The sequence below is a fragment of the Polaribacter sejongensis genome (assembly GCF_038024065.1).
In the GTDB taxonomy this organism is placed as follows: Bacteria; Bacteroidota; Bacteroidia; order Flavobacteriales; family Flavobacteriaceae; genus Polaribacter; species Polaribacter sejongensis.
The window spans coordinates 3,072,698-3,098,012 of the sequence record NZ_CP150667.1 but is presented as its reverse complement, the minus strand read 5'-3'; the positions used below and the strand labels follow the sequence as shown (position 1 = coordinate 3,098,012).

Below are 25,315 nucleotides of genomic sequence, written 5' to 3'. Positions count from 1 at the left end.
TCAATTAAAAGAAGGAATATTACTTTTAACCTTTTAGCATCTTACCTTTTTGTTTGGCAGCTTCATTTCTGTCAATTTTATGGCTTGGTCTCGTCCATTTTGGTTTTTCTTCTAAAGATTGATATTTAGAATCTTCTGCAGCAATGGTTTCTGGTTGAACTTTTTTAGTAAATGGTTTTTGAGGATTCAAACCTAATAATTGAAACATCTTCATATCTTCATTTACATCTGGGTTTGGAGTTGTTAATAATTTATCTCCAGCAAAAATAGAATTTGCCCCCGCAAAGAAACACATTGCCTGCCCTTCTCTACTCATTTGAGTTCTACCTGCAGATAAACGAACTTGCGTTTCTGGTAAAACAATTCTTGTGGTGGCAACCATTCTAATCATATCCCAAATTTCCACTGGTTTTTCATCTTCCAAAGGAGTTCCTTCAACCGCAACTAACGCATTAATTGGCGTAGATTCTGGCTGTGGATTTAAGGTAGACAATGCAACTAGCATTCCTACTCTATCTGCAGCAGATTCTCCCATACCAATAATTCCGCCAGAACAAACTGTAACATTCGTTTTACGTACATTACTTATAGTATCTAATCGATCTTGGTAACCTCTTGTAGAAATTACTTCTTTATAATATTCTTCTGACGAATCTAAATTATGATTATACGCATATAAACCAGCTTCCGCCAACCTTTTAGCCTGATTTTCGGTTACCATACCCAAGGTGCAACAAACCTCCATGTCTAACTTATTTACGGTTCTTACCATATCTAAGACGCTATCAAATTCTGGCCCATCTTTTACATTTCTCCATGCAGCTCCCATACAAACACGAGAACTTCCACTTTCTTTTGCTCTTAATGCTTGTGCCTTTACCTGATTTACAGTCATTAAATCATTACCCTCTACATTGGTATGATATCTTGCGGCTTGCGGACAATACCCACAATCTTCTGAACAACCTCCTGTTTTTATTGATAATAAGGTTGACACCTGCACCACATTAGGATTATGTTGTTTTCTATGAACTGTTGCAGCTTCATACAGCAACTCCATTAATGGCTTATTATAAATTTCTAAAACTTCTTCTTTTGTCCAATTATGCCTTACTTCACTCATAGCTATTTTTTTTTAGTAACTATAACGCAAACCAAATAACACATTACTTGGTGGCATTGGTACAAAACCAGATTCTATATATTCTGCATCAAAAATATTATTTGCAGTAACTGTAAAACTAAATTTATTAAAATCTACAATTACAGAAGCATCCCAAACATTATAGCTTGTACCTACAGTACGTTCTGCATGTTTGTAAATAATATTCTGACTTACATTTTTAAATAATTTTGATGAAAAACGAGTTATAAATTGATGTCTTAACGTATTTAAAGAATAACGAGACAACTCTTTATTCTGATCTAAAATGTCATCATCTAAAAAATTATATCCAAAAGATAAAGTCTGATTAAACTCATTTAATTTAAAACGATAATCTGCATTCAATTCAAAACCTCTGGTATTTACTTTTGCAATATTAGTTGCCTCATATTGTGAAGTAGGATCTGTGTCTGGTCTAATAAAATCAATTAGATTATCTGCATCTCTATTAAAAATGGCAACAGAAGTTGTAAATTTTCCAGAGTTATACTTTAAACCAATTTCTTGTGCAAATGCTTCTTCTGGGTCTAAATTTTCATTTCCAATAGTTCTAGGATCATTATAAAATAAATCGGTATAAGTAGGTATTCTATAGGTAACTCCTAAATTCCCATAAGCTTTTAAGTTTTCAGAAACCTGATACCCAATATCTACTCCTGGAAAAGCATGAAATTTAAAATCAGAAAAATAAGTAACTGCAACTCCCGGAGTAATATCTAACTTTTCATTAGCCAATTTAAAACGATGTTCTAAAAATAGATTTGCCATTGTTCTATTTCTTTTTCCTAAATTATTACTACTTATAGAAACTCTAGAAAGATCTATACCAAAACCAGTAATTCCTAAATTAGAAGCATATGAAGCATTAGCCTCTGCACCCACTTTGTTGGTAATATGTAAATTTCTAAAAAAACTAGGATCCTCTCTTTTTAATAAGAAAATATCTTGCCCTCTTCTCCAATAAACTCTTGGTGTAATCTTAAATTTTTCAGTTCTAAAAACTGTAGAAACTCCTATTACGCTATTCTGAGTTTCTTCATACTCATGCCAATCTGGATTTGTTGTATAAAAATTCTCTGCACCATATTTTTTATCGAAAAAAGTACCTAAAACCTCAATAGGCTGTTTCTTCTTATTAAAAATCCCTTTTAGTACATAATTCTTATTTTCATAATCAGAATTAGTTCTATAACCATCTGAAGTTAATGCACCAACATGCACCATAAAAGAAGCGTTCTCGTATTCTTCTCCAAAAGTTACAGAACTATTTAATTGTCCGAAAGAACCACCTTCTACATTTATACTAGCACTGCTTGCTAACCTCTTTTTAGTAACAATATTTATAGCTCCTGTAAATGCATTCTGACCGAAAACTCTTGCTGCAGGACCTTTAATAATTTCTATTCTTTCGATAACCTCTATAGGTAAAGCGGCATTTAATGTATGATGACCGGTTTGAGAATCATCCATTTTAATACCATCAACCAATAATAAAGTCTGGTCGAAACCTCCTCCTCTAATATATAAATCTGCCTGACTACCAGCAGTTCCCCTTCTTCTAATATCTACACCCGCAACTTGCTGTAATAAATCTGCAACATTTGTAGCCGCACTATTTTTAATTGCTTCAGATGAAATAACATCTATAGTTCTAGAGTTCTCTTTAAAAGGTAAATCTATTCTTGTAGACGTAATTACTACTTCTTTTAAAGTATCTCTTTTTATAGGATCTACTTGTGCTTTTGTATGTATCGCTGATAATAACAAAGTTGCTATTAAGGTAATTTTAATTTTCATAAATAATCATTTAAATACGCTGCAAAACTCGTAACTTTCCGGACGATTAAACTAGTCCAGTTTTAAAATGATAGATAGTCCGGTTATTGCACTTTTTAAACAGTTAATTAATTTTGATAAATCAATACCTCAGCCTGTTTACATACAAGTGTCTCAGCAAATTATAAATGCAATACAACGTAGGTTTTTAGTTAAAGGTACCATTTTACCAGGAACACGCATATTGGGGCAGACCTTAAAAATTCATAGAAATACAGCCGTTGCTATTTACGAGGAGTTGGCGTCACAAGGTTGGGTAGAAATTATACCTAATAAAGGTACGTTTGTCTTAGAGCCAGAGCAGAAATCATCAAAAATAAAAGCACCTTCTCAAAAAATAAATCAGGCATATACGTATGCAAAATCTACAGGGTTTCCTTTTCAAAAATCATTTCATTTAGCATCCACAACTCAATTAACAACAGCAAAGTATACCATTAATGATGGTAAACCAGATTTACGTCTACATCCTGTACATGAATTTACAAGATGGTACAGCGCTGCTATGAAGCGAAAAACGCTGATAAAAAAATGGAACAAACCCAATGAATCTTCCTATTCTTTATTTCAAACACAACTTTGTAATTATTTAAATGCAACGAGAGGTTTTCATATAACCCCAAATAATTTAATTAATACACGTAGTACAGAAATGAGTTTGTATATTGTTTCTCAACTATTGATAAAACAAAACGACCTTGTTTTAGTTGGTAATTTAAGTAATTATGCAGCTAATATGATTTTTCAACAAGCCCACGCAACCATTAAAACAATCCCTGTAGATGCAGATGGTTTAGATGTAGATTATATTAAAAAACATTTTATAAAAGGAAGTATTAGATGTGTGTATGTATGTGCACATAGAGATTACCCAACAACAGTAACCTTAAGTGCAGAACGCCGTTTGGCTTTATTGCAATTGGCAAAAGAATATGGTTTTGCTATTATTGAAGATGATTATGATTACGATTTTCAGTTTACTGGTTCTGCAATGTTACCCATGGCAAGTGCAGATACTAACGGAATGGTTATTTATTTAGGAAAATTGGGCCAATCCTTATTCCCTAGTTTTCAAACAGGATTTGTAGTTGCGCCAGAAAATTTAATTTCGGAAGCTAACAATTATTTACAGCTACTAGACAAACAAGGCGATTTAATTCAAGAACAAATGTTGTCTGAATTAATTAATGAAGGTGAAATTTATCGTCTCATGAAAAAAAACATTGTTGTCTATAAACAAAGACGAGATTGTTTGTGTAAACTCTTAACGCACTATTTTTCTGAAACGGCGAAATGGGAAATTCCTGCTGGCGGATTAGCACTTTGGTTGCAATTTTCACAACAAATTTCTTTGGTAAAACTAGCTGAAGAAGCAGAAAAAAACGATTTATTTCTACCCAAAACAATTCTGTATCAAGATAAAAACACGTGTGCAATCCGTTTTGGTTTTGGTCATTTGGCTATAGAAGAAATTGAGATTGTTATTCAGAAATTAAAAAATGCTTACAGTAAAGTGTCTTTAAAATAAAATTTTGTCAATCTGAATTTATTTCAGATTCTCTTAGCTATATCGATCACTTTAATGAGATGCTAGAAATTAAAAAAGGCTTACAGTAAAGTGTCTTTAAAGTAAAATTTTGTCAATCTGAATTTATTTCAGATTCTCTTAGCTATATCGATCACTTTAATGAGATGCTGAAACAAGTTCAGCATGACAATGTCTATTTTATTTATTTCGTTTAATTTTAGGTGGATTTTGTCGAGTATCAAAAACATCACTTATTTCAATCCTCTTTTCTTTAAAATTTATCCAATAAATTAATTTGTAGTTTTTGTAAATTAAAGACCTGAATTCTTCTTTTCGATTTTCTAACAATCCTTCAATTTGTCCTATTTCAGGTTGGTTTTTTTTAAATTAAGCGTTTCATTATAAATTCCTTTTACAAGTTTTTTAGAGATTACAATTCCTGCTTTTTCTCGATAATATTTATAAATACCCTCAAGTTCATTCTTAGCAAATTCAGTCCAAAATAGATTTAATTCCATTCCTCTATTTTGGACTTCAATTCACTTGAACTTATTAATCTTCCATTTTTAGAGTCATTTATAGACTGGTCTATTCGTGAATTAAACTCCTCAATAGACATAGGTTTAAAATTTTCTTGCTTAGAATTTCCTTTTTCTTTTCTTAAGATTTTTTCAAAACGAGAAATAACTTCTTCACTTTGCAGTTTAAGAAATTCTTGAACAAATTCTATTTTTCTAGTTTGTAAATCCATTTTAATTGACTTTTTTCAAAGATATGAAATTTTAAAAAAAGCTAAAATCAATTTATTTTTTATAAATTAAGATATTAACAACGCTATTTTACCTGCTATTTTTAGGTACTTTTATAGCATGTTTGCACTTATAGATTGTAATAATTTTTATGCTTCTTGCGAGCGGGTTTTTAACCCCAACTTACAAGGAAAACCCGTTGCTATTTTAAGTAATAATGATGGTTGTGTTATTTCTATGAGCGATGAAGCTAAGAAATTACAATTGCCTTTTGGTGCGCCTATTTTTAAGTGGGACGCCTTTTGTAAAGCAAATAATATTACGGTTTTGTCTTCTAATTATCCGTTGTACGGAGATATGAGTGCAAGAGTGATGAATATTTTGGCTGATTTTTCTCCGGATGTAGAAGTTTATTCTATTGATGAATCTTTTTTACAATTAAAAGGATTTGAAAATTATGACCTGCAGGAATACGCTACAAGAATGAGAAGTCGTATTTTAAAATGGACAGGCATACCAACTTGCGTTGGCATTGCACCAACCAAAGCATTGACTAAAGTTGCCAATAAAATTGCGCGTTCTAACCTAAAACAATCGAAAGGGATTTGTATTATAGATTCTGACGAAAAAAGAATCAAAGCCTTAAAATGGACAAAAATTGGCAATGTTTGGGGAATTGGGAGTCGTTTAAAAAAAAGATTGGAAGCAAAAGGCTGTATTACGGCATACGATTTTACACAACTTTCTAGTGATTGGGTTTTAAAAGAATTTTCTATTGTAGCATGGCGTTTGCAAAAAGATTTACAAGGCATTTCTAAAATTCCGTTAGAAGAAGTTTCATCAAAAAAAATGATTGCTACCACACGTAGTTTTGAGTACACCTATGCTGATATTGACAATATAAAAGAGCGTATTTCTACCTTTGCAGCTAGTTGTGCAGAAAAATTACGAAAGCAAGAATCTAGTTGTCACATGTTAATTGTACAACTTTCTAGCGATCGTCATAAAAAAGAATTTCAACAACATAGAGAAAGTACAACAGTTGTTTTTTCCTCTCCAACAGATTCTACTTTAACCATTGCCAATGCAGCTGTAGAAGCTGTAAAAAGTATTTTTAAAGCAGGCATAAAATATAAAAGAGCAGGTGTTATTGTTACAGGTTTAGTACCTAATGATAATTTTCAGTTGAATTTATTTTCAAACGAAAACCCAAAACACAAACCTTTAATGTCCGCAATAGACAAATTAAATCGTAAATTTAAAGCAGACAAAATTAAATTAGGAAATCAAGATTTAAACCGCACGTGGAAAATGCGTCAAGAAAGATTATCTGCTAGGTTTACCACAAATATTAATGATGTTTTTATTGTAAAAGCATCTAAATAAAAAATAAAATCTTTTTAAATTCAGTTTGTCATTCCGAACGAGGAACGAGGAGGAATCTCATAATTACAAGGTTTTAACCTTTAAATTGATAATAAATGATATTTTTATGAATGATAATTACAAAATATTAGCCGTTTTTCAATATTCTATAGAAGCACATGTTACTAAGTCTAAATTAGATTTAGAAGGCTTTGTAACAATGTTAATGGATGAAAAGACCATAGATGCAGATCCTTTTATTAGTGATGCTATTGGAGGTGTAAAATTACTGGTTCATAAAAATGATTTTGAAAAAGCCTCTGAAATTTACAATGAAATTAGAATTTATCAAAAGGATGAAAATGGAAATGATTTTATTTGTCCAAAATGTAATTCAAACCGAATTCTAATTGCTCCAATTCAAAGTAAAAATATATTTTACAAGTTATTTCCTTTTTTCGAAAAAACAAGACGCATTTGTAATAATTGTAAGACCCTATTTTAATTGCAAAATAATACCTCTAACATTTAAAGAAAAGTTATAATTTGCAAACATTATGAACGGAACTAAAAACCTTACTTTTTTTACACCTAAAACTTCCTCTGGTAACGGAGCTATTTTGGTTGATGTTGGTATTTCTGCTGGTTTTCCTTCTCCTGCAGATGATTTTAGAGAAACTAGAATTTCTTTAGATGATGAATTAATCCACAACAAAGACGCTACTTTTTTTGCAAAAGTAAAAGGGCAATCTATGATTGATGCAGGTTTAGATGACAATGATTTATTAGTTATTGACAGAAGTTTAGAACCTGCCAACAATAAAATTGCTGTTTGTTTTTTAGATGGCGATTTCACTGTGAAACGTTTACGTGTAGAAAAAAACGAAGTTTGGTTACAACCAGAAAACCCTAATTATCCTATTATAAAAATCACAGAAGAGAATGATTTTATGATTTGGGGAATTGTAACAAGCGTTATCAAAAAAGTTTAAAATTACCTTTTTTTAATATTTTATTATTGTTTTTCGATAATTTTTATATATTTACAGTGTCAAATATGTAAAGTCATGAGAAAAATTAATATTTTAAAAGCAATTGTAGATTTACTTTGGATTTTTTCCATGCCAATAGTCTTAATAATTATCGGATTTTCTATTGCGATTTTCTTTGTAGACCTAGGTGATTTAAATATAAAAATAAACTCAATAGGTCTTAATACCGACACACTATTCTCAAAAACACTTCTTGTTGTTTCTACACTAAATTATTTATTAATTATTGCTGCTTTGTATTTTTTTAAGAAAGTACTAAACCACTTTGTAAGAGTAAAAATATTTGAAGAAACCGTTATTTCATCCTTCAAAAAGGCAGGAAATCTATTATTGATTTCCGGAATTATTTCATTCACAATTTCTATAATCAATAAAGTGTATTTTGAGCAAAAAATATCTTTAGAATTCGGTTTAAATCAGCATTTAGTTATTATCTGTTTAGGATTATTCTTTTTGACTTTAAGTGAAATCTTTAAAATCGCAAAACATCAGAAACAAGAAAACGACTTAACAATATAATATGGCAATCATAGTAAACTTAGATGTAATGCTTGCCAAACGTAAAATGCGGAGTAAAGAATTGGCAGAAATCATTGGCATTACAACCGCAAACTTATCCGTTTTAAAGTCTGGCAAAGCAAAGGCCGTTCGTTTTTCTACCTTAGAAGCAATTTGCAAAGCACTAGATTGTCAACCTGCAGATATTTTAGAGTATCAAAAAGATTAAAAACAGTACTTTTAATCTGCCTTATAAACACATCAAATTAGTTAACGAATCGTAATGACAAAACATTTAAAAATTTTAAGCATACTTTTCTTTTATATATTTATAACAGCTGTAAATGCTCAATTTTCTCCTAGTCTAAAAAACTATATGCTGGCAGAATACAAAGCTGGTAACCAAAATTGGGACATTACAAGAACTGAAAACGGCAAAGTATATGTTGCTAATAATAGTGGCTTATTAGAATATAATGCGCTGGTTTGGAAACTGTATCAATTACCTAATAAAACAACCGTTCGATCAGTTTTAGCTGTAGATGATATCATTTACACAGGTTCGTTCGAAGAATTTGGCTTTTGGGAAAGAGATCATTTCGGAATCCTTAAATACCAATCATTAAGTGACACGATTCTTAACAAGATTTCTCCTAATGAAGAAATATGGAGTATTGTAAAATATAAAGACAAAATAATTTTTCGTTCTTTCTTAAATATTTATATATATGATTATAAGAGCATTACACAATTAAAGTCTGACTCCATACTTATTTCACTTAGTGCTATTGACGATGATTTATATGTAAGTACTTTAAATGGAGGTGTTTTCTTACTTAAAGACAATAAACTAGCACCTTTTTATTCTAATGACTTGCTTTTAGATACTAAAATCATATCTATCAACAAATATGAAGATAAGCTTCTGTTGATGACCTCTCTAAAAGGAAGTTTTTTTCTAAAGAAAGGAAAGCTAATTCCTACCGGTTTTGAGATAAATGAAGCCATTAAACTACATCAACTTAATGATTTTTCTATTCTAAAAAATGGAGAAATGGTTTTCGGAACTATAAAAGACGGCGTTTTCTTAACGGATCATTTAGGGAACTTAAAATTTCATATCAGTAAAGAGAATGGTTTATTAAATAATACTGTTTTGGGTCAAGCACTAGATGATTCAGACAACCTTTGGTTGGGTTTAGATAATGGAATTGCTCATATAGAACTAAGCAGTAGTAATTATTTCTTTAATGATGTTTCTGGGAAACTCGGTGCTGTTTATGATATTATTGAATACAAGGATGTTATTTATATCGGAACTAATACTGGGCTTTTTAAACTTGATGCTAATGATCAATTAGTGTTTATAGAAGGTTCGCAAGGTCAGGTTTGGGATTTAACAATTATAGGTGATGAGCTTTTTTGTGGTCATAATGAAGGAACTTTTTTAGTAGACACGAATACTTTTAAAAAAATCTCTAATTTTACTGGAGGCTGGACGATAAAGAAAGTTCCTGAAAGAAATGATACCTATATTCAAGGTACCTATTCTGGATTGGTAAAGTTTGAAAAGAAAAATGGAGAGTGGACTGTAAAACAGTTTGACAAAGCCTTAATACCTTCTCGCTTTTTAGTATTTGAAAATTCTTACACAGCTTGGGTTGCACATGAAACCAAAGGCGTTTATAAGATTCAGTTTGATGAAGATTATGAAACCATACGTAGTGTAGAGAATTATGAAAAAAAAGGTATTAGCTCTAATTATAATATAAGGGTTTATAATATTAAGAACAATATTAGTTTTAAAACAAGTGAAGGTTGGCAGAAATATGAACCTATTTTAGACTCTATTATTCCTTATAAACTACTTAATAATAAGTTAGGAAAGCATAGTTATATAATATCTGAAGATGACACGAATCTTTTTGCACTGAAAAACAATCATGGCTTTATTAATTTTAAATCTTTCTCTAATGATGACGAACTACTCATTTTAAGTGATGATCAATTAAAAAACAGATACATTATAGGTTACGAAAATGTATCTAAAGTAAATGATTCTGCTTATGCTTTAAATTTAGACAATGGTTTTATGATGATTAATAATACCACAGCCTCTAATAATCGTTTACAAAAGCCAAAAATAGAAGTTATATCTGTAGATGGAATTCCTATTGATATATCTAAGATTAAAAACAATGAAGTCCGTTTTAATTTTAATGAAAATATTACGGTAGCGCTGTCTTCTTCAAAGTCCTTAAACCATTATTTTGAATACAAAATATCTAACACCGGTAATTTATGGTACAAAGCAGAAAACGATAAAATAGAGTTCCCTAACCTTAAAGACGGAGAATATACAATTTCCTTTAGAGCAAAAGGGAATTCAGGAAATATATCAACTGTTCAAAATTTACATATAGATGTATTACCACCCTGGTATAGAGATACTTTTGGGTTCTTGCTATACGCAATTATTGCACTTTTAATTATTGTACTATTATATGTTTTGCAAAATAAAAAAATAGCAAAAGAACAGCGTCTTATAAAAATCAAGTACCAAAAAGAACAAGAAAAATTACTACGCGAAAAGACCTTAGAAAACGAAAAACAAATTGTAGAGTTTAAGAATGAATCTTTGCAAAAAGAAATTAAGCTTAAAAGTAAACAGCTAGCCAATAATGCGATGGCTTTGGTGAAGAAAAATGAAATCCTTGAGGAAATTAAAAAAGATCTGATGGGGCATAAAGAAGGGTTTAATAGTCAGTACAACTTTAAAAAATTGTTGAAAAAATTAGATAATTCTATTGTACTTAAAGATGAATGGGCTGTTTTCGAAAATAACTTCAGTCAAGTTCATGATGAGTTTTTCGAAATCTTAAAAACCAAACACCCAAAACTTACTCCAAAGGATTTAAAGATATGTGCTTACATCAAAATGAATCTTTCTTCAAAAGAAATTGCACCTTTAATGAATATCTCTCATAGGGGTGTAGAAACGCATAGATATAGGTTAAAAAAGAAGTTAAATTTAGAAAATGACATTTCTATCACTGATTATTTGTTAAATATCAAATAATGAACTTCTTTTTTTACCTAATACACAATTAATAACTACGTCATCTATACGTCATTTATTAAATTCACCTTCAACTACAACGTTTTATTTAGGGCAACAAAGTACGTCAACCGCGATTTGTTAATGATTTTTAACATTTGGTGCATTTAGTGACGTATTTAAAATGTAAAGCTCTTTTTAATTTATTTAATAATAGTTTATAATTTAGTCTACCGAATAAACTGAATATTTAATAATTAATAACACTAATATGAAAACAAAGATTAGTCTATTATTAATACTGTTTTTTTCATTAGGTGCTTTTGCACAAGAAATGGAAATAAATGGTATTGTAACAAGTAAAAATGGAGGTACTCCTTTACCAGGAGTAAGCGTTGCTGTAGCAGGAACAAGCAACGGAGTCTCAACCGATTTTGATGGAAAGTACGCTCTTACCGTTAATAAAGGTGAACAATTAACATTTAGCTACATTGGCTTTAAAAAAATTACAGTAACAGTAAATAGTGAAAATGTTATCGATATTTCATTAGAAGATGACGTAGAATCTCTAAATGAGATTGTAGTTATTGGTTATGGTACCCAAAAAAGATCAGATCTTACAGGTGCTGTTTCTAGTATTAAATCAGATGATTTATTAAAACAACCAGCGGCAAACGCAACACAATCTATACAAGGAAAATTGTCTGGTGTAAATATTATTAACACCAATGCACCTGGTAGCGATCCTGTAGTAATGATAAGAGGATTAGGTACTGCCGCATCTGGTACAACACCTCTTTATATTGTAGATGGTATACAAGTAAGTGGTATTAGTAACATAAACCCTTCTGATATTGAAACAATGGATGTTATGAAAGATGCTGCCTCAGCTGCTATTTATGGTATGGATGCTGCAAACGGTGTTATATTCATTACAACCAAAAAAGGAAAGAATGGAAAAGCTAAAGTTTCATTAAGTTCTTACTACGGAGCAACGAGTACGCTGAACCCAGTAAAAATGGCAGATGCTTCAGAGTACATTACTTACTTTAATGAAGTTCGTACATCTTTAGGGTCTACAGATTTATTATCACCGAACCAAGCAAATGATACAGATTGGTATGATGAGTTAACAGACGTTAGATTATCTAATAGTAATAATGTTTCTATTTCAGGAGCTAATGAACATACAAATTATTTCTTTAGTTTAAATAATTACAATGAAGATGGACTTTTAAAAGATCAAAACTTAACTAGAAATACGTTAAGATCTAACAATACCTTCAACCTTTTTGAAAACAGGGTAAAATTAACGCAAAGCTTTAGTGCTGCAATTTCAAAAGGAACTCCAAAACCTTTTAATGCCTTTAATGAAGCATACAGACAATCTCCATTAGTGCCTGCGTACTATGATAATGGTGCTTTTGGTCAATCTAACTGGAATACGAATACAGGAATTGTTGGTTACCAAGGTAACAGCCGTTTAAACTCTATAGGTAACCCTTTGGCAACTGTATATTATAACAATCAAAAAGACGAAACTACAGATTTACAAGGATCTTTTGATTTAGAGGTTAAGATAACAGGTTCTTTAAAAGCAAACTCTCGTTTTGGAGGTACTAAATCGTACTACAAATCAAGATCTTTTAATGATATTAAGTCTCAGTATTTAACTACAAATACAGGGCAAAATGAAGCTGATTTTAATGCTTTAAAAGAAGCAAACCCAACAACTACAGCATATGCAGATAACAACTTATCTTTTAGTAGATCTGAAAGCTATAGATACAACTGGGATAACTATTTAACTTTCGACAAAATAATAGGTAATCACAGCATTAATGTGGTAGCAGGTCTTACAAAAGGAAGTAAAAACAATACGTTTAGCACTTATCAACTTGCTTATGATGTACCACAAAAAGAACAATACTGGAACATCAACTTTGCTTCTGAAGATTATGAACAAACGTCACAACAAAGTTCATCTACGCCTACAAATCAATTATCGTATTATGGAAGGTTGCAATATAACTACAACGAAAAATACTTTCTTCAAGCAAACATTCGTAGAGATGGTATAAGCACATTCAATAATGATAACAATACAGAATATTTTGGAAACTTCCCTTCTTTTAGTGCAGGTTGGGTGTTAACTAAAGAATCATTTTTAAGTGATATAGAAAACCTAAATTTCTTAAAAATGAGAGTAGGTTGGGGTAAATTAGGAAATTCAGATGTTCCTTTTAATGTGTCAACATATTCAACCGCTACCGGAAGTAGTAATGTAAATTACGTATTTGGGGCGAATCAAGATTTAGTGTACGGTGCAGCTTTAGGTGCTTCTATCTACCCTATTTCTTGGGAAATTACTAAAGAAACAAACGTTGGTTTAGATTTTCAGGCGTATAGCTCAAGATTATCTGGTAGTTTTAACTACTACAACAGAAACACAGAAAATGCCATTCTAAATGTAACTCCCGTTTACACTTCTGGTGAAGGAACCAATTATTATGATCATGGAGCTGAGGTGCTAAACAAAGGTTATGAAATAGAATTTAACTGGAGAGATAATATCACTGAAGATTTATCTTACAATTTAGGTTTTGTGTTTTCTGATAATAAAAATAATGTTGAGAATGTAAAATCAGCTTATGATGGTCAAACCGGAGGTAGTTTATCTAACGGTCAAATCACAAAGAAATTACAAGAAGGACAACCTATTTATGCTTGGTGGATGTACGAAGCAGATGGTGTTTGGCAAAACCAAGATGAAATAAATAACAATGCACATTACGGTACTCCATCTCCAGGACATTTACGTTATAAAGATCAAAATAACGATGGTGTTATCGATGATAATGATAAAAAATTCTTCGGTTCTTACATTCCTACTTACAACTTCGGATTTAATGTAGGTTTAAACTATAAAAGTTTTGACTTAGCTATTGATGCTTTTGGAGCTGGAGGAAATAAAATTTATAATGGATTAAAAGGAACGAGCATAGACGGTGGTGAAAACATAGCGTATGATACATTTGCAAATAGATGGACAGGCGAAGGATCTACCAACGTAAACCCAGGAGCAGGTAAAGACTCTTATGCATCAAGTTATTATTTAGAAGATGGAGATTATTTAAGAATCAACAATATTACTATTGGTTATACTTTACCAGTACTAATGAATCAAGTTTCTAGAATTAGAGTTTATGCAACTGCTAAAAACCCATTTATGTTTACTAAATATTCTGGTTTTACTCCAGAAATAGTTGGTTCATCTGGTTCTGCAGGAGCAAGTGGAGCAGCAGGAATAGAACTTTCTGCATACCCAAACACTAAAACCTTCTTATTTGGTGTAAACATCGATTTATAAAATTTTAAAAAATAATTATCATGAAAAATAATATTAAAAATATACAGATTCTATTTGCTATAGGACTGCTTTTCACTACTGTTTCTTGTAGTGAAGATTATTTAAATGTTGATAGTAAAGATCGTTTAGAGCAAGACGATACTGAAACAGTAACGCCTAAAGAAATGGTAAATGGTACCTACGGTATGTTAACCGAATGGGATTATGCTTTTTCTTATCTTGGAATAACAGAAATTATATCTGACAATTCAGATAAAGGTAGTTCTTCTACCGATACTGGGGGTGATAAAGACGTATTAGATGCCTTAACCTATACAAGTAGTGCAGGTTCAATTCTTTCTATGTGGCAAAATTGGTATAAATCTATAAACAGAGCGACTATTGCTATAGATTATACAGAAAATTATGGTCTAACAGATGAAAACGTAAAAAACAGATTAGTGGGTGAAGCGAAGTTTTTAAGAGCTTTAAATTATTTTTGGCTAGTAAGATCTTTTGGTGCTGTACCATTACAAGATGTAGATTTAGTTGAAAGACAACCTGTAGCAGATGTATACGCTTATATAGAAGCAGATTTATTAGACGCTATAGAAAAATTACCTCTTAAAAGTAAGTATGCTTCAGAAGATTTAGGTCGTGCAACTAAAGGAGCTGCTCAAGCACTTTTATCTAAAGTTTACCTTTATGAAGAAGAGTGGCAAAAAGCATATGACATGGCAGAAAATGTTATTAATTCTGGAGAATATGGATTGCATCCAAATTATGAAGAATTATGGAGAGCTTCCACAGAAAATGGTATAGAATCTATTTTTGAGGTGCAAGCTAGAGGAGAATCTATAGCTCATGGTGTGCAACAATATTCTCAAACTCAAGGTGCCAGAGGTGCTGACGGTTGGGGATGGGGATATAACAATCCATCTGAAACACTTGTAAAAGCTTTCGAAGCAGAAGGTGATCTAATTAGAATGAATGCTTCTATTATTTTTGAAGGTGAAACACTATGGGATGGTCGTGAAGTTTTTGAAGTTGAAAACCCTAGGTATAATGAAAAAGCATATTCTACTGCTTCCGCAGGATCAGACGATGGAGATAAAAACATACGAATACTTCGTTATGCAGAAATTCTATTAATAAAAGCGGAAGCTGCAACCTATATTGGTCAAGATGCTGCAACACCACTTAATTTAGTAAGAAGCAGAGTAAATTTACCTTCTATTAGCAACCCTACAGTAGCACAAATCTGGAAAGAAAGACATTTAGAATTAGCGATGGAACACGACCGTTGGTTTGATATTGTTAGAACAGGACAAGCTAAAGAAGCAATGGCTGCAGATGGTAAAACGTTTGTTGTTGGTAAACACGAATTGTTTCCAATTCCTTACAATCAATTAATACAAACTCCAGGAATGACACAAAATCCAGGATGGGAGTAATCTACAATTTCAGCTATGCTTATTATTTTTAAGTATAGCTGAAATTTAATGTATCATTTAAGAACATGTTATATATGCGTAATTTTCTATTAATAAGTATACTATCACTAGCTCTATTTGGTTGTAATAAGCAAAAAGAAGAAACTACTACAGATACCGTTGTAGAGGATAACTTTATTTCTGATGATGCTCTTTTAGATCGTATTCAAGAGCAAACTATCAATTATTTTTGGGAAGGAGCAGAACCTAGTTCAGGTTTGGCACTCGAAAGAATACATATGGATAATGTGTATCTTGAATCGCCTAAAACTACCGTAACTACTGGAGGAAGTGGTTTTGGATTGATGGCTATTTTAGTAGGAATTGAAAGAGGATTTATATCGAGAGAAGCAGCACTTCTAAGGTTTCAAAAAATAGTAGATTTTTTAGACAAAGCAGATCGTTTTCATGGTGCTTGGCCACATTGGATTAACGGTGAAACAGGAAAAGTACAGCCTTTTAGTGAAAAAGATAATGGAGGAGATTTGGTTGAAACAGCTTTTCTTATTCAAGGTTTATTAACTGTTTCTGAATATTTTGATGGCAATACTGTAGAGGAAAAAGAATTGGTTTCTAAAATCGATAATCTTTACAGAACTGTAGAATGGGACTGGTACACCAAAAACGGAGAAGATGTTTTGTATTGGCATTGGTCGCCAGAATATGGTTGGGACATGAACTTACCCGTTCAAGGTTATAATGAATGCTTAATTATGTATGTGCTTGCCGCGGCATCACCAACACACCCAATAAAAAAATCTGTTTATGAACAGGGATGGGCTAAAAATGGTGCTATTGTTTCTAATAAAACCTATTATGATGAAAACATCGTTTTAAACTATTTTTATAATGATACAGATTTGGTTGGACCTTTATTTTGGGCGCATTACTCCTATTTAGGTTTAGATCCTAGAAATTTATCAGATCAATATGCAAATTATTGGACACTAACACAAAATCAAGCTAAAATTCATTACAAATACGCAGTCGATAATCCACTTAATTTTAAAGGATACGGAGAGGATCTTTGGGGCTTAACTTCTAGCTATTCCATAGATGGTTATCATGGACATAGACCGGGTGATGATCTTGGTGTAATTTCACCAACTGCAGCATTATCTTCTTTTCCATATACACCAAATGAAAGCATGAATGTTTTAAGAAACATTTATAAAAATCACGATAGTCTTGTTGGTAAATACGGCCCTTATGATGCTTTTAGTCTTGAAGATAATTGGTACATAGAAAAATATCTTGCAATAGATCAAGGTCCTATTCCTATAATGATAGAAAATCACAGAACAGGTTTGTTATGGCGATTATTCATGAAAAATAGTGATGTACAAAATGGTTTAGATGCACTTGGTTTCACCTATTAATAAGTAAGAAAAATGAAGCTAAAAACACTTATAACAACACTCTTTTTAGTTTTTGTGATGTCTTTTTTAATGAGCGCACAGCAATTAAAAAAGTCTGAAAGTTTGTTTCTAAACAAAACACATATTGTTCAGAAAGACACGCTTAAATACAGAGTATTATTGCCTAAAAACTTTTCTAAAAACAAAACATATCCGTTGGTATTGTTTCTTCACGGAGCAGGAGAACGAGGCGACGATAATAAAAAACAGTTAGCAAATGGTAGCGATTTATTTTTAAATGAAACGACAAGAGATTCATTTCCTGCAATCGTTATTTTTCCACAATGTCCAGAAAATGATTATTGGGCTAAGTTAAAAGCAGATCGATCTACAAAACCAATTACGTTTAAATATAAATACAAGAAATCACCAACCAAAGCAATGGGTTTGGTAATGAATTTGATGGATGAAATGGTAGAAAAACCATATGTAAAAACCAATCAAGTTTATGTAATGGGTTTATCTATGGGAGGTATGGGAACCTTCGAAATTATCTATAGAAAACCAGAAATGTTCGCAGCAGCCATTCCTATTTGCGGAGGCGGACATCCAAAAACGGTATCAGCATATGCCAAATCTATACCTTTATGGGTTTTTCATGGAGCAAAAGATGATGTTGTAGACCCGAATTTATCAGTAAATATGGTATCTGCAATTCTTAAAAATGGCGGATTTCCAAGATTTACACTCTATGATTTTGCAAATCACAACAGCTGGGATCCTGCTTTAGCAGAACCAGAATTATTAACATGGCTTTTCTCTAATTCAAAATAAAAAAAATGACAAAACAATCTATTCTAAAAATAACAGGTATTCTAATTATAGCAATGATCTTTTCGAGCTGTAATTCTAACAATAATACAGGTACAAGTTCTAAAGCAACAGCAGAAAATCCATTCGAGTCAAAAATAGATTCAATTCTAGAACTGATGACCTTAGATGAGAAAATTGGGCAACTTAATTTACCAACTTCTGGAGATATAACAACAGGAACAGCCAAAGGAACTGATGTTGGGGAACGTATAAAAGAAGGTAAAGTTGGTGGGTTATTCAATATTAAAACTGCTGAAAAAATTTATGAAGTTCAAAAAATTGCTGTAGAACAAAGTAGATTAGGAATTCCTCTAATTTTTGGAATGGACGTAATTCATGGTTACAAAACAACGTTTCCAATTCCTTTAGGTCTTTCTAGTTCTTGGGATATGGAAATGATTGAAAAAACGGCAAGAGTAGCAGCTACAGAAGCAAGTGCAGACGGAATTAACTGGACGTTCTCTCCGATGGTTGATATTTCTAGAGACCCACGTTGGGGACGCGTTTCTGAAGGAAATGGAGAAGATCCTTATCTAGGAAGTAAAATTGCTGTAGCTATGGTAAATGGGTATCAATCTGATGATTTATCAGCAAATAACACCTTAATGGCTTGTGTAAAACACTTTGCACTTTACGGTGCTTCTGAAGCAGGTAGAGATTACAACACTGTTGATATGAGCCGTAATAGAATGTATAATGAATACTTAGCTCCTTACAAAGCAGCAGTAGATGCTGGAGTGGGTTCTGTAATGGCTTCCTTTAACGAAATAGACGGAATTCCGGCAACTGGAAACAAGTGGTTACTTACAGATGTATTAAGAGACGATTGGGGTTTTAATGGTTTTGTAGTAACTGATTATACGGGTATTTATGAAATGATAGCACATGGTGTTGGAGATAAATATCAAGTTTCGGAACAAGCTTTAAAAGCAGGTGTAGATATGGATATGGCAGGAGATTCTCCTTCAGTTCCAGCTGCTTTTATAAAAACTTTAAAAGAGTCTTATGAAAATGGTAAGGTAACCATGGATGAAATTGATACTGCGGTAAAACGTATGTTAACAGCAAAATACCAATTAGGTTTATTTGACAATCCTTATAAATATTGTGATCTTGATAGAGCTAAAACAGAAATTTTTACACCAGAAAACAAAGCGTTTGCACGTAAAGTTTCTGCAGAATCTATGGTATTGCTAAAAAATGAAGATCAATTACTTCCGCTTAAAAAATCTGGAACAATTGCTTTAATTGGTCCATTAGCAAAAGCAGCTAACAATATGGCTGGAACTTGGAGTGTAGCTACAGATCAAGAAAAATCAAATTCTGTTTTTGACGGATTAAAAGAGGTTATTGGCGATAAAGCAACCATGCTATACGCAAAAGGAAGTAACATCGATTATGACTTAGAATTAGAACAACGTGCTACTATGTTCGGAAAAGGGATTCCTAGAGATGGACGTACAGACAAACAATTGTTAGATGAAGCTCTTAAAATTGCTGCGAAGTCTGATATTATTGTAGCAACTATTGGAGAATCTGCCGAATTAAGTGGAGAAAGTAGTAGTAGAACTGATCTTGGTATTCCACAAGTTCAAAAAGACTTATTGAATGCTTTGTTAAAAACAGGAAAACCTATTGTTTTAGTATTATTTACAGGAAGACCTTTAGTTTTAGTGGAAGAAAATGAAAATGTACCTGCTATACTTAACGCATGGTTTCCGGGTAGTGAAGCTGGTTTAGCAATTTCTGATGTATTATTCGGAGACGTAAATCCTTCAGGAAAATTAACAGCTACTTTTCCAAGAAATGTAGGTCAAGTACCATTATTTTACAATCATAAAAATACAGGAAGACCTCTTGGAAATACAGAAGGTAAATTTGAGAAATTTAAAAGTAACTATATCGATGTTCGTAACGAGCCTTTGTATCCTTTTGGTTATGGATTAAGCTACACTACGTTTGATTATGAAAACTTAAAATTAGATACCACTTCTATAAACATGGACGGCGAAATTAATGTTTCTGTAGAGGTTACTAATTCTGGTGATTACGATGGAAAAGAAGTTGTTCAATTATATATAAGAGATCTTGTTGGTTCTATAACACGACCTGTAAAAGAGCTAAAAGGTTTCCAAAAAGTAGAAATTAAGAAAGGAGAAACTCAGAATATAACGTTCAAAATTTCTGTTGAAGATTTAAAATTCTATAATTCAGAATTAGATTTTGTAGCAGAACCAGGACAATTTCAAGTTTTTGTAGGAACAAATTCTGACACCAAAATGATGAAAGAGTTTGAATTGACTAAATAAAAACATCACAATTAAATAATAACAATTTTATGCCACACATAATTTTTAAGTTTCTCCCTATTCTTATTATTTTGTGTGGTTTTTACTTGTCAGATTGTAACATAATCTTAGGTTAGTAACTTGGGAATGAAATTTTCAGAAGAGAAAATTAATTTGAACACGCACTAAATTATAAATCATGAAAAAACTACTTTTTTTACTCACTTTAGTATTCCTTTTTTCTTGTAATAATGAAAAAAATCAGAATACAGCACAAACTTCTGATACCAAGAAAGCATCAGAAATAAAAAAAAGGCTTGAAACCTATATCAACCCATTAGATATTGATTATACCTATATGGTGTATAATTCAACGCAAAATAAATCGTACCGTTCTGGTGCAGATCCAGCGGTTATAGAATTTAAAGGAGAGTATTACATGTTTGTAACGCGTTCTTTTGGTTATTGGCATTCTACCGATTTGATAAACTGGAATTTTATTAAACCAGAACAATGGTTTTTTGAAGGTAGTAACGCACCTACAGCTTTTAATTACAAGGATTCATTGGTGTATTTTGCAGGTAATCCTGCTGGTTACGGAAGCATTCTTTACACAGATGATCCTAAAGGAGGAAAATGGACACCAACTGCTTCTATATCTACAGACATTCAAGATTCTGAATTATTTATAGATGATGACGGACAAACCTATTTGTATTGGGGCTCTTCTAATGTGAATCCACTTCAAGTAAAAATGTTGAATAAGGACGATCGTTTTTTAGAAACAGGTGTTCGTAAAGAATTGTTTAACCTCGATGAAGAAAAACATGGATGGGAACGTTTTGGTGAAAATAACTTTCACCCAACCTTAAAGGAAGGCTATATGGAAGGCGCTTCTATGACCAAACACAACGGAAAATATTATTTACAATATGCAGCACCTGGCACACAATTTAATGTGTATGCAGATGGAGTTTATATTGGAGATACTCCATTGGGACCATTTAAATACATGAAAAACAACCCAATGAGTTTTAAACCAGGCGGATTTACAAATGGTGCTGGACACGGAATAACGGTAAAACAAACCAATGGGCAATATTGGCACTTTGCAACCATGGCGCTTGCCTCTAATTCGCAATGGGAACGTCGTTTAAGTATGTTTCCTACTTATTTTGATGCTGACGGATTAATGTATAGCAACACATCTTATGGTGATTATCCGCGTTTTGGAGCGAATCATCCTACAAAAGCAGGAGAACACAATGGTTGGATGTTATTGTCTTATAAAGGAGCTGCTACCGTCTCTTCTTCCTTAATGCAGATAAAGAAATTTACGTCTGATGATGATGCGGTAGAAGTCACAGAATTACCTTTAGAAAAAAATGCTGATGGTCAGATAATTTCTAAAGTATTAACAGATGAAGATCCTAAAACATTTTGGGTTGCAGACGCCAATGATGATAAACAATGGTTGACCATTGAAATGCTAAAACCTGGAAATATCAATGCTTTTCAATTGAATTTCCATGACCATGAATCCGGAATTTATACACGTACCGAAGGATTAAAACATCAATTTACTATTGAAACTTCTATGGACGGTATTAACTGGCAAACCGTTGTAGATAGAAGCACAAGCGAAAGAGACACACCAAATGCTTACATTGTATTAGATGAAGCTGTAAAAGCAAAATTTGTACGTTATAACAATGTAAAAGTACCTGGAGCAAACTTTGCAATGTCCGAGTTTAGAGTATTTGGATTAGGACTAGAAGATAAGCCAACAGGAGTTACAGGGTTCAAAGTAAAAAGAGAAGCAGATCGTAGAGATGTCTCTTTTTCTTGGGATGCGGTAAAAGGTGCTCAGGGTTATAATATCCGTTGGGGAATTGCAAAAGATAAATTATATCAATCATGGCAAGTCTACAATACAAATGAACATTTTATGCGTTCTTTAGACAGAGATACACCATATTATTTTACTATAGAAGCATTTAGTGAAAATGGAATTTCAGTAAAGAGTGATATCACTTATGCTGAATAAATTATAGCAAACAAAATAATTTTAGATACTCTAAAACATAAAAAAACTCCGAATTTTCATTCGGAGTTTTTACTTTTGATAAACTAATAAATAGTTTTACTTATTCATTGGTTTGTCTAAATTCATATACATAATATCTGCATCAGTAGCTTCTTTACCTAATAAATATTTACTAAAATGATCTGCTCTTAGCCAAAAAGAATATTCGGTCATATTACCAAAACCGTGTCTTTGTCCTGGCATAATCATGTATTTAAAACGTTTATTTGCCTTAATTAGTTCGTTTGCCATTCTTATGGTTCCAGCAGGATTTACGTTATTATCCATATCCCCATGGATCAACATTAAATGTCCTTTTAAGTTTTTTGCCAAAGATTGATTGTCATCAATTTTATATTTATAAGAGCTTTTCCCTTTTTCATCAATTTCTTCTTTTACACCATGATGCGTTTCACTCCACCAAGAATTGTACACATTATTATCATGATTTCCTGCAGATGAAACTGCAGCTTTAAAGAAATCTGGATACACTAACATGGCTGCTGTAGACATAAACCCACCACCAGAATGACCGTAAATTCCTACTTTTTCAATATCAATAAAACTATGTTTGTTTGCCAATTGTTGTGCAACATACTTTTTATCAGCCAAACCATAATCACGTAAATTTCCGTAACCATAATTATGATACCATTTAGATCTATCTGGATGTCCTCCTCTATTTCCTAAGGTAATTACCACAAAACCAACTTGCGCCATTCTATCTACACGGTCCATAGAATAAGAAAAAGATTTATTTACCGCTTCTGTCTGTGGACCAGGATACACATATTCTAATAATGGATAAACTTTTGTAGAATCCATATCAAAAGGCTTATACATTACTCCGTAAATATCGGTAATTCCATCATCTGCTTTTACTTTAAAAGTTTCTGGAAACTTGTAACCTGACGCAAATAGTTGTGATAAATCTGCCGTTTCTAAATCCATTACTTTACGTCCGTTTGCATTTCTAAGTTCCGATTTTGGTACAGTATTTACTCTAGAAAAGTTGCTTATAAAGTATTTGTTAGAGTCAGACATACTTGTGTTAGATGTATAATCTCCAGGGTTTAAATTTTTCATTCCCGTACCATCTAAATTGATTTTATAAGAATGCGCATAATAAGGATCTTGTTCTTTATTAACTCCGTTTGCAGAGAAATACAAAGTTCTTGTACTTTCATTTAAACCTTCAAAATTAGCTACATGATAATCGCCTTCCGTAACCTGATTTTTTAAGTTTCCATCGGTGTCATATAAATAAAAATGTGCCCAACCATCGCGTTCTGCCCAGTGCAACATTTCTTTTTCATCATTTAATAAAATTAACGGACGAGATTCTATATAGGTATTAAAACGTTCTTCAATTAAAGTTTTATATTCTCCTGTATTAATATCAGCAACATTTATATCAAACTTTTTACGATCTCTAGAAATAACACTGAAATATACTTTTCCTTTTTTAGATAAAAGCAAAGTAGGTTTAAACTCATCGTCTCTACTAGATTGTTTTCTTGGTGCTCTAAAAACAGAAATACTTTGTTGTTTAATAGTATCTAAAGGTACTTTTACGTGCGATTTTGTTGGAATATCAAAAATTAGTAATTCAGATTTATAATATTCTTGTTCTCCTGGCATGTGGTATTTATAGGTTTCTAAGGTTGGTCTTTTTTTACCTGTAGAATTAATTACCCATAAGTCTTTAATATGTCTAGAGTCAGATTTTTGAAAAACAAACTTTTTAGAATCGTGAGACCAAATACCACCAACACCATTTTTTTTGTCTTTGTTTTTTTCTTTATCAACATTATCTCCTCTAGAACCACGTCCGTAAGCATAATTTTCTTCACCATCTTTTGTCCATTGGTTTTCTACAACTGTACTATCTTTTTTGTCTTTAATAAACTTTTTAAAGTTTATTTTATCCATCCAATACAAATTGTAATTTTTAGAATACAAAACAATAGAACTATCCGGTGCAATGTTTGCCCATTTTTTCCAATCTTCTTTTTCTTTCTTAATCGTATCAATAATTGTTAAGCCATTTCCACCTAATTTATATTCTAGATGGTAGACTTTTTTCTCCATTTTAGGTTTTTTAGACTTTTCTTTTTTATCTTTTCTTGTTGATGTAGAGTCTTTTTCCTCCTCTTTCTTTTCTTCTTTTTTATCATCAATAACTTCAACTTCTTCTGTTGATGTTACTCTAAAACGAATAGCATCTTCTGCTTCGTTAAATGTAAAACTAAAACGAGGTAAATGTTTTGCGTCGTATGGATCTTTAGTGATTTCTGTTAACCACTTTGCCATCTTTACATTATCGAAAAGTGTTTTTTTAGATTTTTTATCTGCATCCACTAAATAATAATTAGCACCTTCTGATGTTTTATAAGCATACCAAAAACGGTTTCCTTTTTTTAACCAATGCGGACTTACAGATGTAGAGTGCACCATTTTTGCCAAGTTTTTTGGCGAGTACTTAGCAGCAGCTCTATAATTAGGGGTTGGAGTTTCTTGTGCAGAAATTGTTGAAACAACAATAAATGGCAAGAATAAAAGTAAGAATTTTTTCATGAAGTAAAATAATTTGAATTAGTTGACGTAAAGTTTCTCT

At 31.9% G+C, this 25,315-nt stretch carries 18 protein-coding genes; 13 read left to right on the top strand and 5 right to left on the bottom strand.

Features of this window, described 5'->3' with window-relative positions:
- Nucleotides 1-25: 25 nt before the first annotated feature.
- On the bottom strand, nucleotides 26-1,123 hold the full coding sequence (gene bioB / locus WHD08_RS12845) for a biotin synthase BioB (protein ID WP_208890549.1): 1,098 nt from the start codon (nucleotides 1,121-1,123) through the stop codon (nucleotides 26-28).
- Nucleotides 1,124-1,135: 12 nt separating this feature from the next.
- A complete protein-coding gene (locus WHD08_RS12840) occupies nucleotides 1,136-2,962 on the bottom strand; it encodes a TonB-dependent receptor (protein WP_208890550.1) in 1,827 nt (608 codons plus the stop codon).
- A 67-nt stretch (nucleotides 2,963-3,029) separates the two neighbouring features.
- On the opposite strand from WHD08_RS12840, the gene WHD08_RS12835 reads away from it, so the two are divergent.
- Nucleotides 3,030-4,529 carry a PLP-dependent aminotransferase family protein gene (locus WHD08_RS12835; RefSeq protein WP_166383585.1) on the top strand — a complete coding sequence of 500 codons (1,500 nt, stop codon included), beginning with the start codon at nucleotides 3,030-3,032 and terminating at the stop codon, nucleotides 4,527-4,529.
- 362 nt (nucleotides 4,530-4,891) lie between these two features.
- Here the strand turns inward: WHD08_RS12835 and WHD08_RS12830 are convergent, their stop codons facing one another.
- Nucleotides 4,892-5,047 carry a type II toxin-antitoxin system RelE/ParE family toxin gene (locus WHD08_RS12830; RefSeq protein WP_208890551.1) on the bottom strand — a complete coding sequence of 52 codons (156 nt, stop codon included), beginning with the start codon at nucleotides 5,045-5,047 and terminating at the stop codon, nucleotides 4,892-4,894.
- Entirely contained in the window at nucleotides 5,038-5,280 is a 243-nt protein-coding gene (locus WHD08_RS12825) for a hypothetical protein (protein ID WP_208890552.1), read from the bottom strand. Before WHD08_RS12825 ends, WHD08_RS12830 begins: the two co-directional genes overlap by 10 nt.
- 118 nt (nucleotides 5,281-5,398) lie before the next feature.
- On the opposite strand from WHD08_RS12825, the gene WHD08_RS12820 reads away from it, so the two are divergent.
- The 12 genes from WHD08_RS12820 to WHD08_RS12765 all read left to right on the top strand — a co-directional run bounded on the left by WHD08_RS12820 (nucleotide 5,399) and on the right by WHD08_RS12765 (nucleotide 22,659).
- Nucleotides 5,399-6,664, top strand: a complete 1,266-nt coding sequence (locus WHD08_RS12820) for a Y-family DNA polymerase (protein WP_208890553.1) — start codon at nucleotides 5,399-5,401, stop codon at nucleotides 6,662-6,664.
- 106 nt (nucleotides 6,665-6,770) lie between these two features.
- Nucleotides 6,771-7,148 (top strand): DUF2007 domain-containing protein, encoded by a 378-nt coding sequence (locus WHD08_RS12815; RefSeq protein WP_208890554.1) that lies wholly within the window; start codon nucleotides 6,771-6,773, stop codon nucleotides 7,146-7,148.
- 52 nt (nucleotides 7,149-7,200) lie between these two features.
- On the top strand, nucleotides 7,201-7,635 hold the full coding sequence (locus tag WHD08_RS12810; protein WP_208890555.1) for a LexA family protein: 435 nt from the start codon (nucleotides 7,201-7,203) through the stop codon (nucleotides 7,633-7,635).
- Between the two features lie 75 nt (nucleotides 7,636-7,710).
- A complete protein-coding gene (locus tag WHD08_RS12805) occupies nucleotides 7,711-8,214 on the top strand; it encodes a DUF2975 domain-containing protein (protein WP_208890556.1) in 504 nt (167 codons plus the stop codon).
- Between the two features lies 1 nt (nucleotide 8,215).
- Nucleotides 8,216-8,422: a helix-turn-helix domain-containing protein gene (locus tag WHD08_RS12800; RefSeq protein ID WP_165731639.1), complete on the top strand. Its 207-nt coding sequence runs from the start codon at nucleotides 8,216-8,218 to the stop codon at nucleotides 8,420-8,422.
- Between the two features lie 54 nt (nucleotides 8,423-8,476).
- Nucleotides 8,477-11,272, top strand: coding sequence for a helix-turn-helix and ligand-binding sensor domain-containing protein (locus WHD08_RS12795; protein ID WP_208890557.1), 2,796 nt, complete (start codon nucleotides 8,477-8,479; stop codon nucleotides 11,270-11,272).
- Between the two features lie 250 nt (nucleotides 11,273-11,522).
- Entirely contained in the window at nucleotides 11,523-14,621 is a 3,099-nt protein-coding gene (locus WHD08_RS12790; protein WP_208890558.1) for a SusC/RagA family TonB-linked outer membrane protein, read from the top strand.
- Between the two features lie 20 nt (nucleotides 14,622-14,641).
- Entirely contained in the window at nucleotides 14,642-16,054 is a 1,413-nt protein-coding gene (locus WHD08_RS12785) for a RagB/SusD family nutrient uptake outer membrane protein (protein WP_208890559.1), read from the top strand.
- A gap of 74 nt (nucleotides 16,055-16,128) precedes the next feature.
- Nucleotides 16,129-17,472: a glucoamylase family protein gene (locus WHD08_RS12780; protein WP_208890560.1), complete on the top strand. Its 1,344-nt coding sequence runs from the start codon at nucleotides 16,129-16,131 to the stop codon at nucleotides 17,470-17,472.
- Nucleotides 17,473-17,484: 12 nt separating this feature from the next.
- Nucleotides 17,485-18,285, top strand: coding sequence for a prolyl oligopeptidase family serine peptidase (locus tag WHD08_RS12775; protein WP_165731634.1), 801 nt, complete (start codon nucleotides 17,485-17,487; stop codon nucleotides 18,283-18,285).
- 53 nt (nucleotides 18,286-18,338) lie between these two features.
- Nucleotides 18,339-20,633, top strand: coding sequence for a beta-glucosidase BglX (bglX, locus tag WHD08_RS12770; RefSeq protein ID WP_422894404.1), 2,295 nt, complete (start codon nucleotides 18,339-18,341; stop codon nucleotides 20,631-20,633).
- 178 nt (nucleotides 20,634-20,811) lie between these two features.
- Entirely contained in the window at nucleotides 20,812-22,659 is a 1,848-nt protein-coding gene (locus WHD08_RS12765) for a family 43 glycosylhydrolase (RefSeq protein ID WP_208890562.1), read from the top strand.
- A 96-nt stretch (nucleotides 22,660-22,755) separates the two neighbouring features.
- Here WHD08_RS12765 and WHD08_RS12760 read toward each other — a convergent pair whose 3' ends face one another.
- Nucleotides 22,756-25,275 (bottom strand): S9 family peptidase, encoded by a 2,520-nt coding sequence (locus tag WHD08_RS12760; protein ID WP_208890563.1) that lies wholly within the window; start codon nucleotides 25,273-25,275, stop codon nucleotides 22,756-22,758.
- Nucleotides 25,276-25,315: the final 40 nt, after the last annotated feature.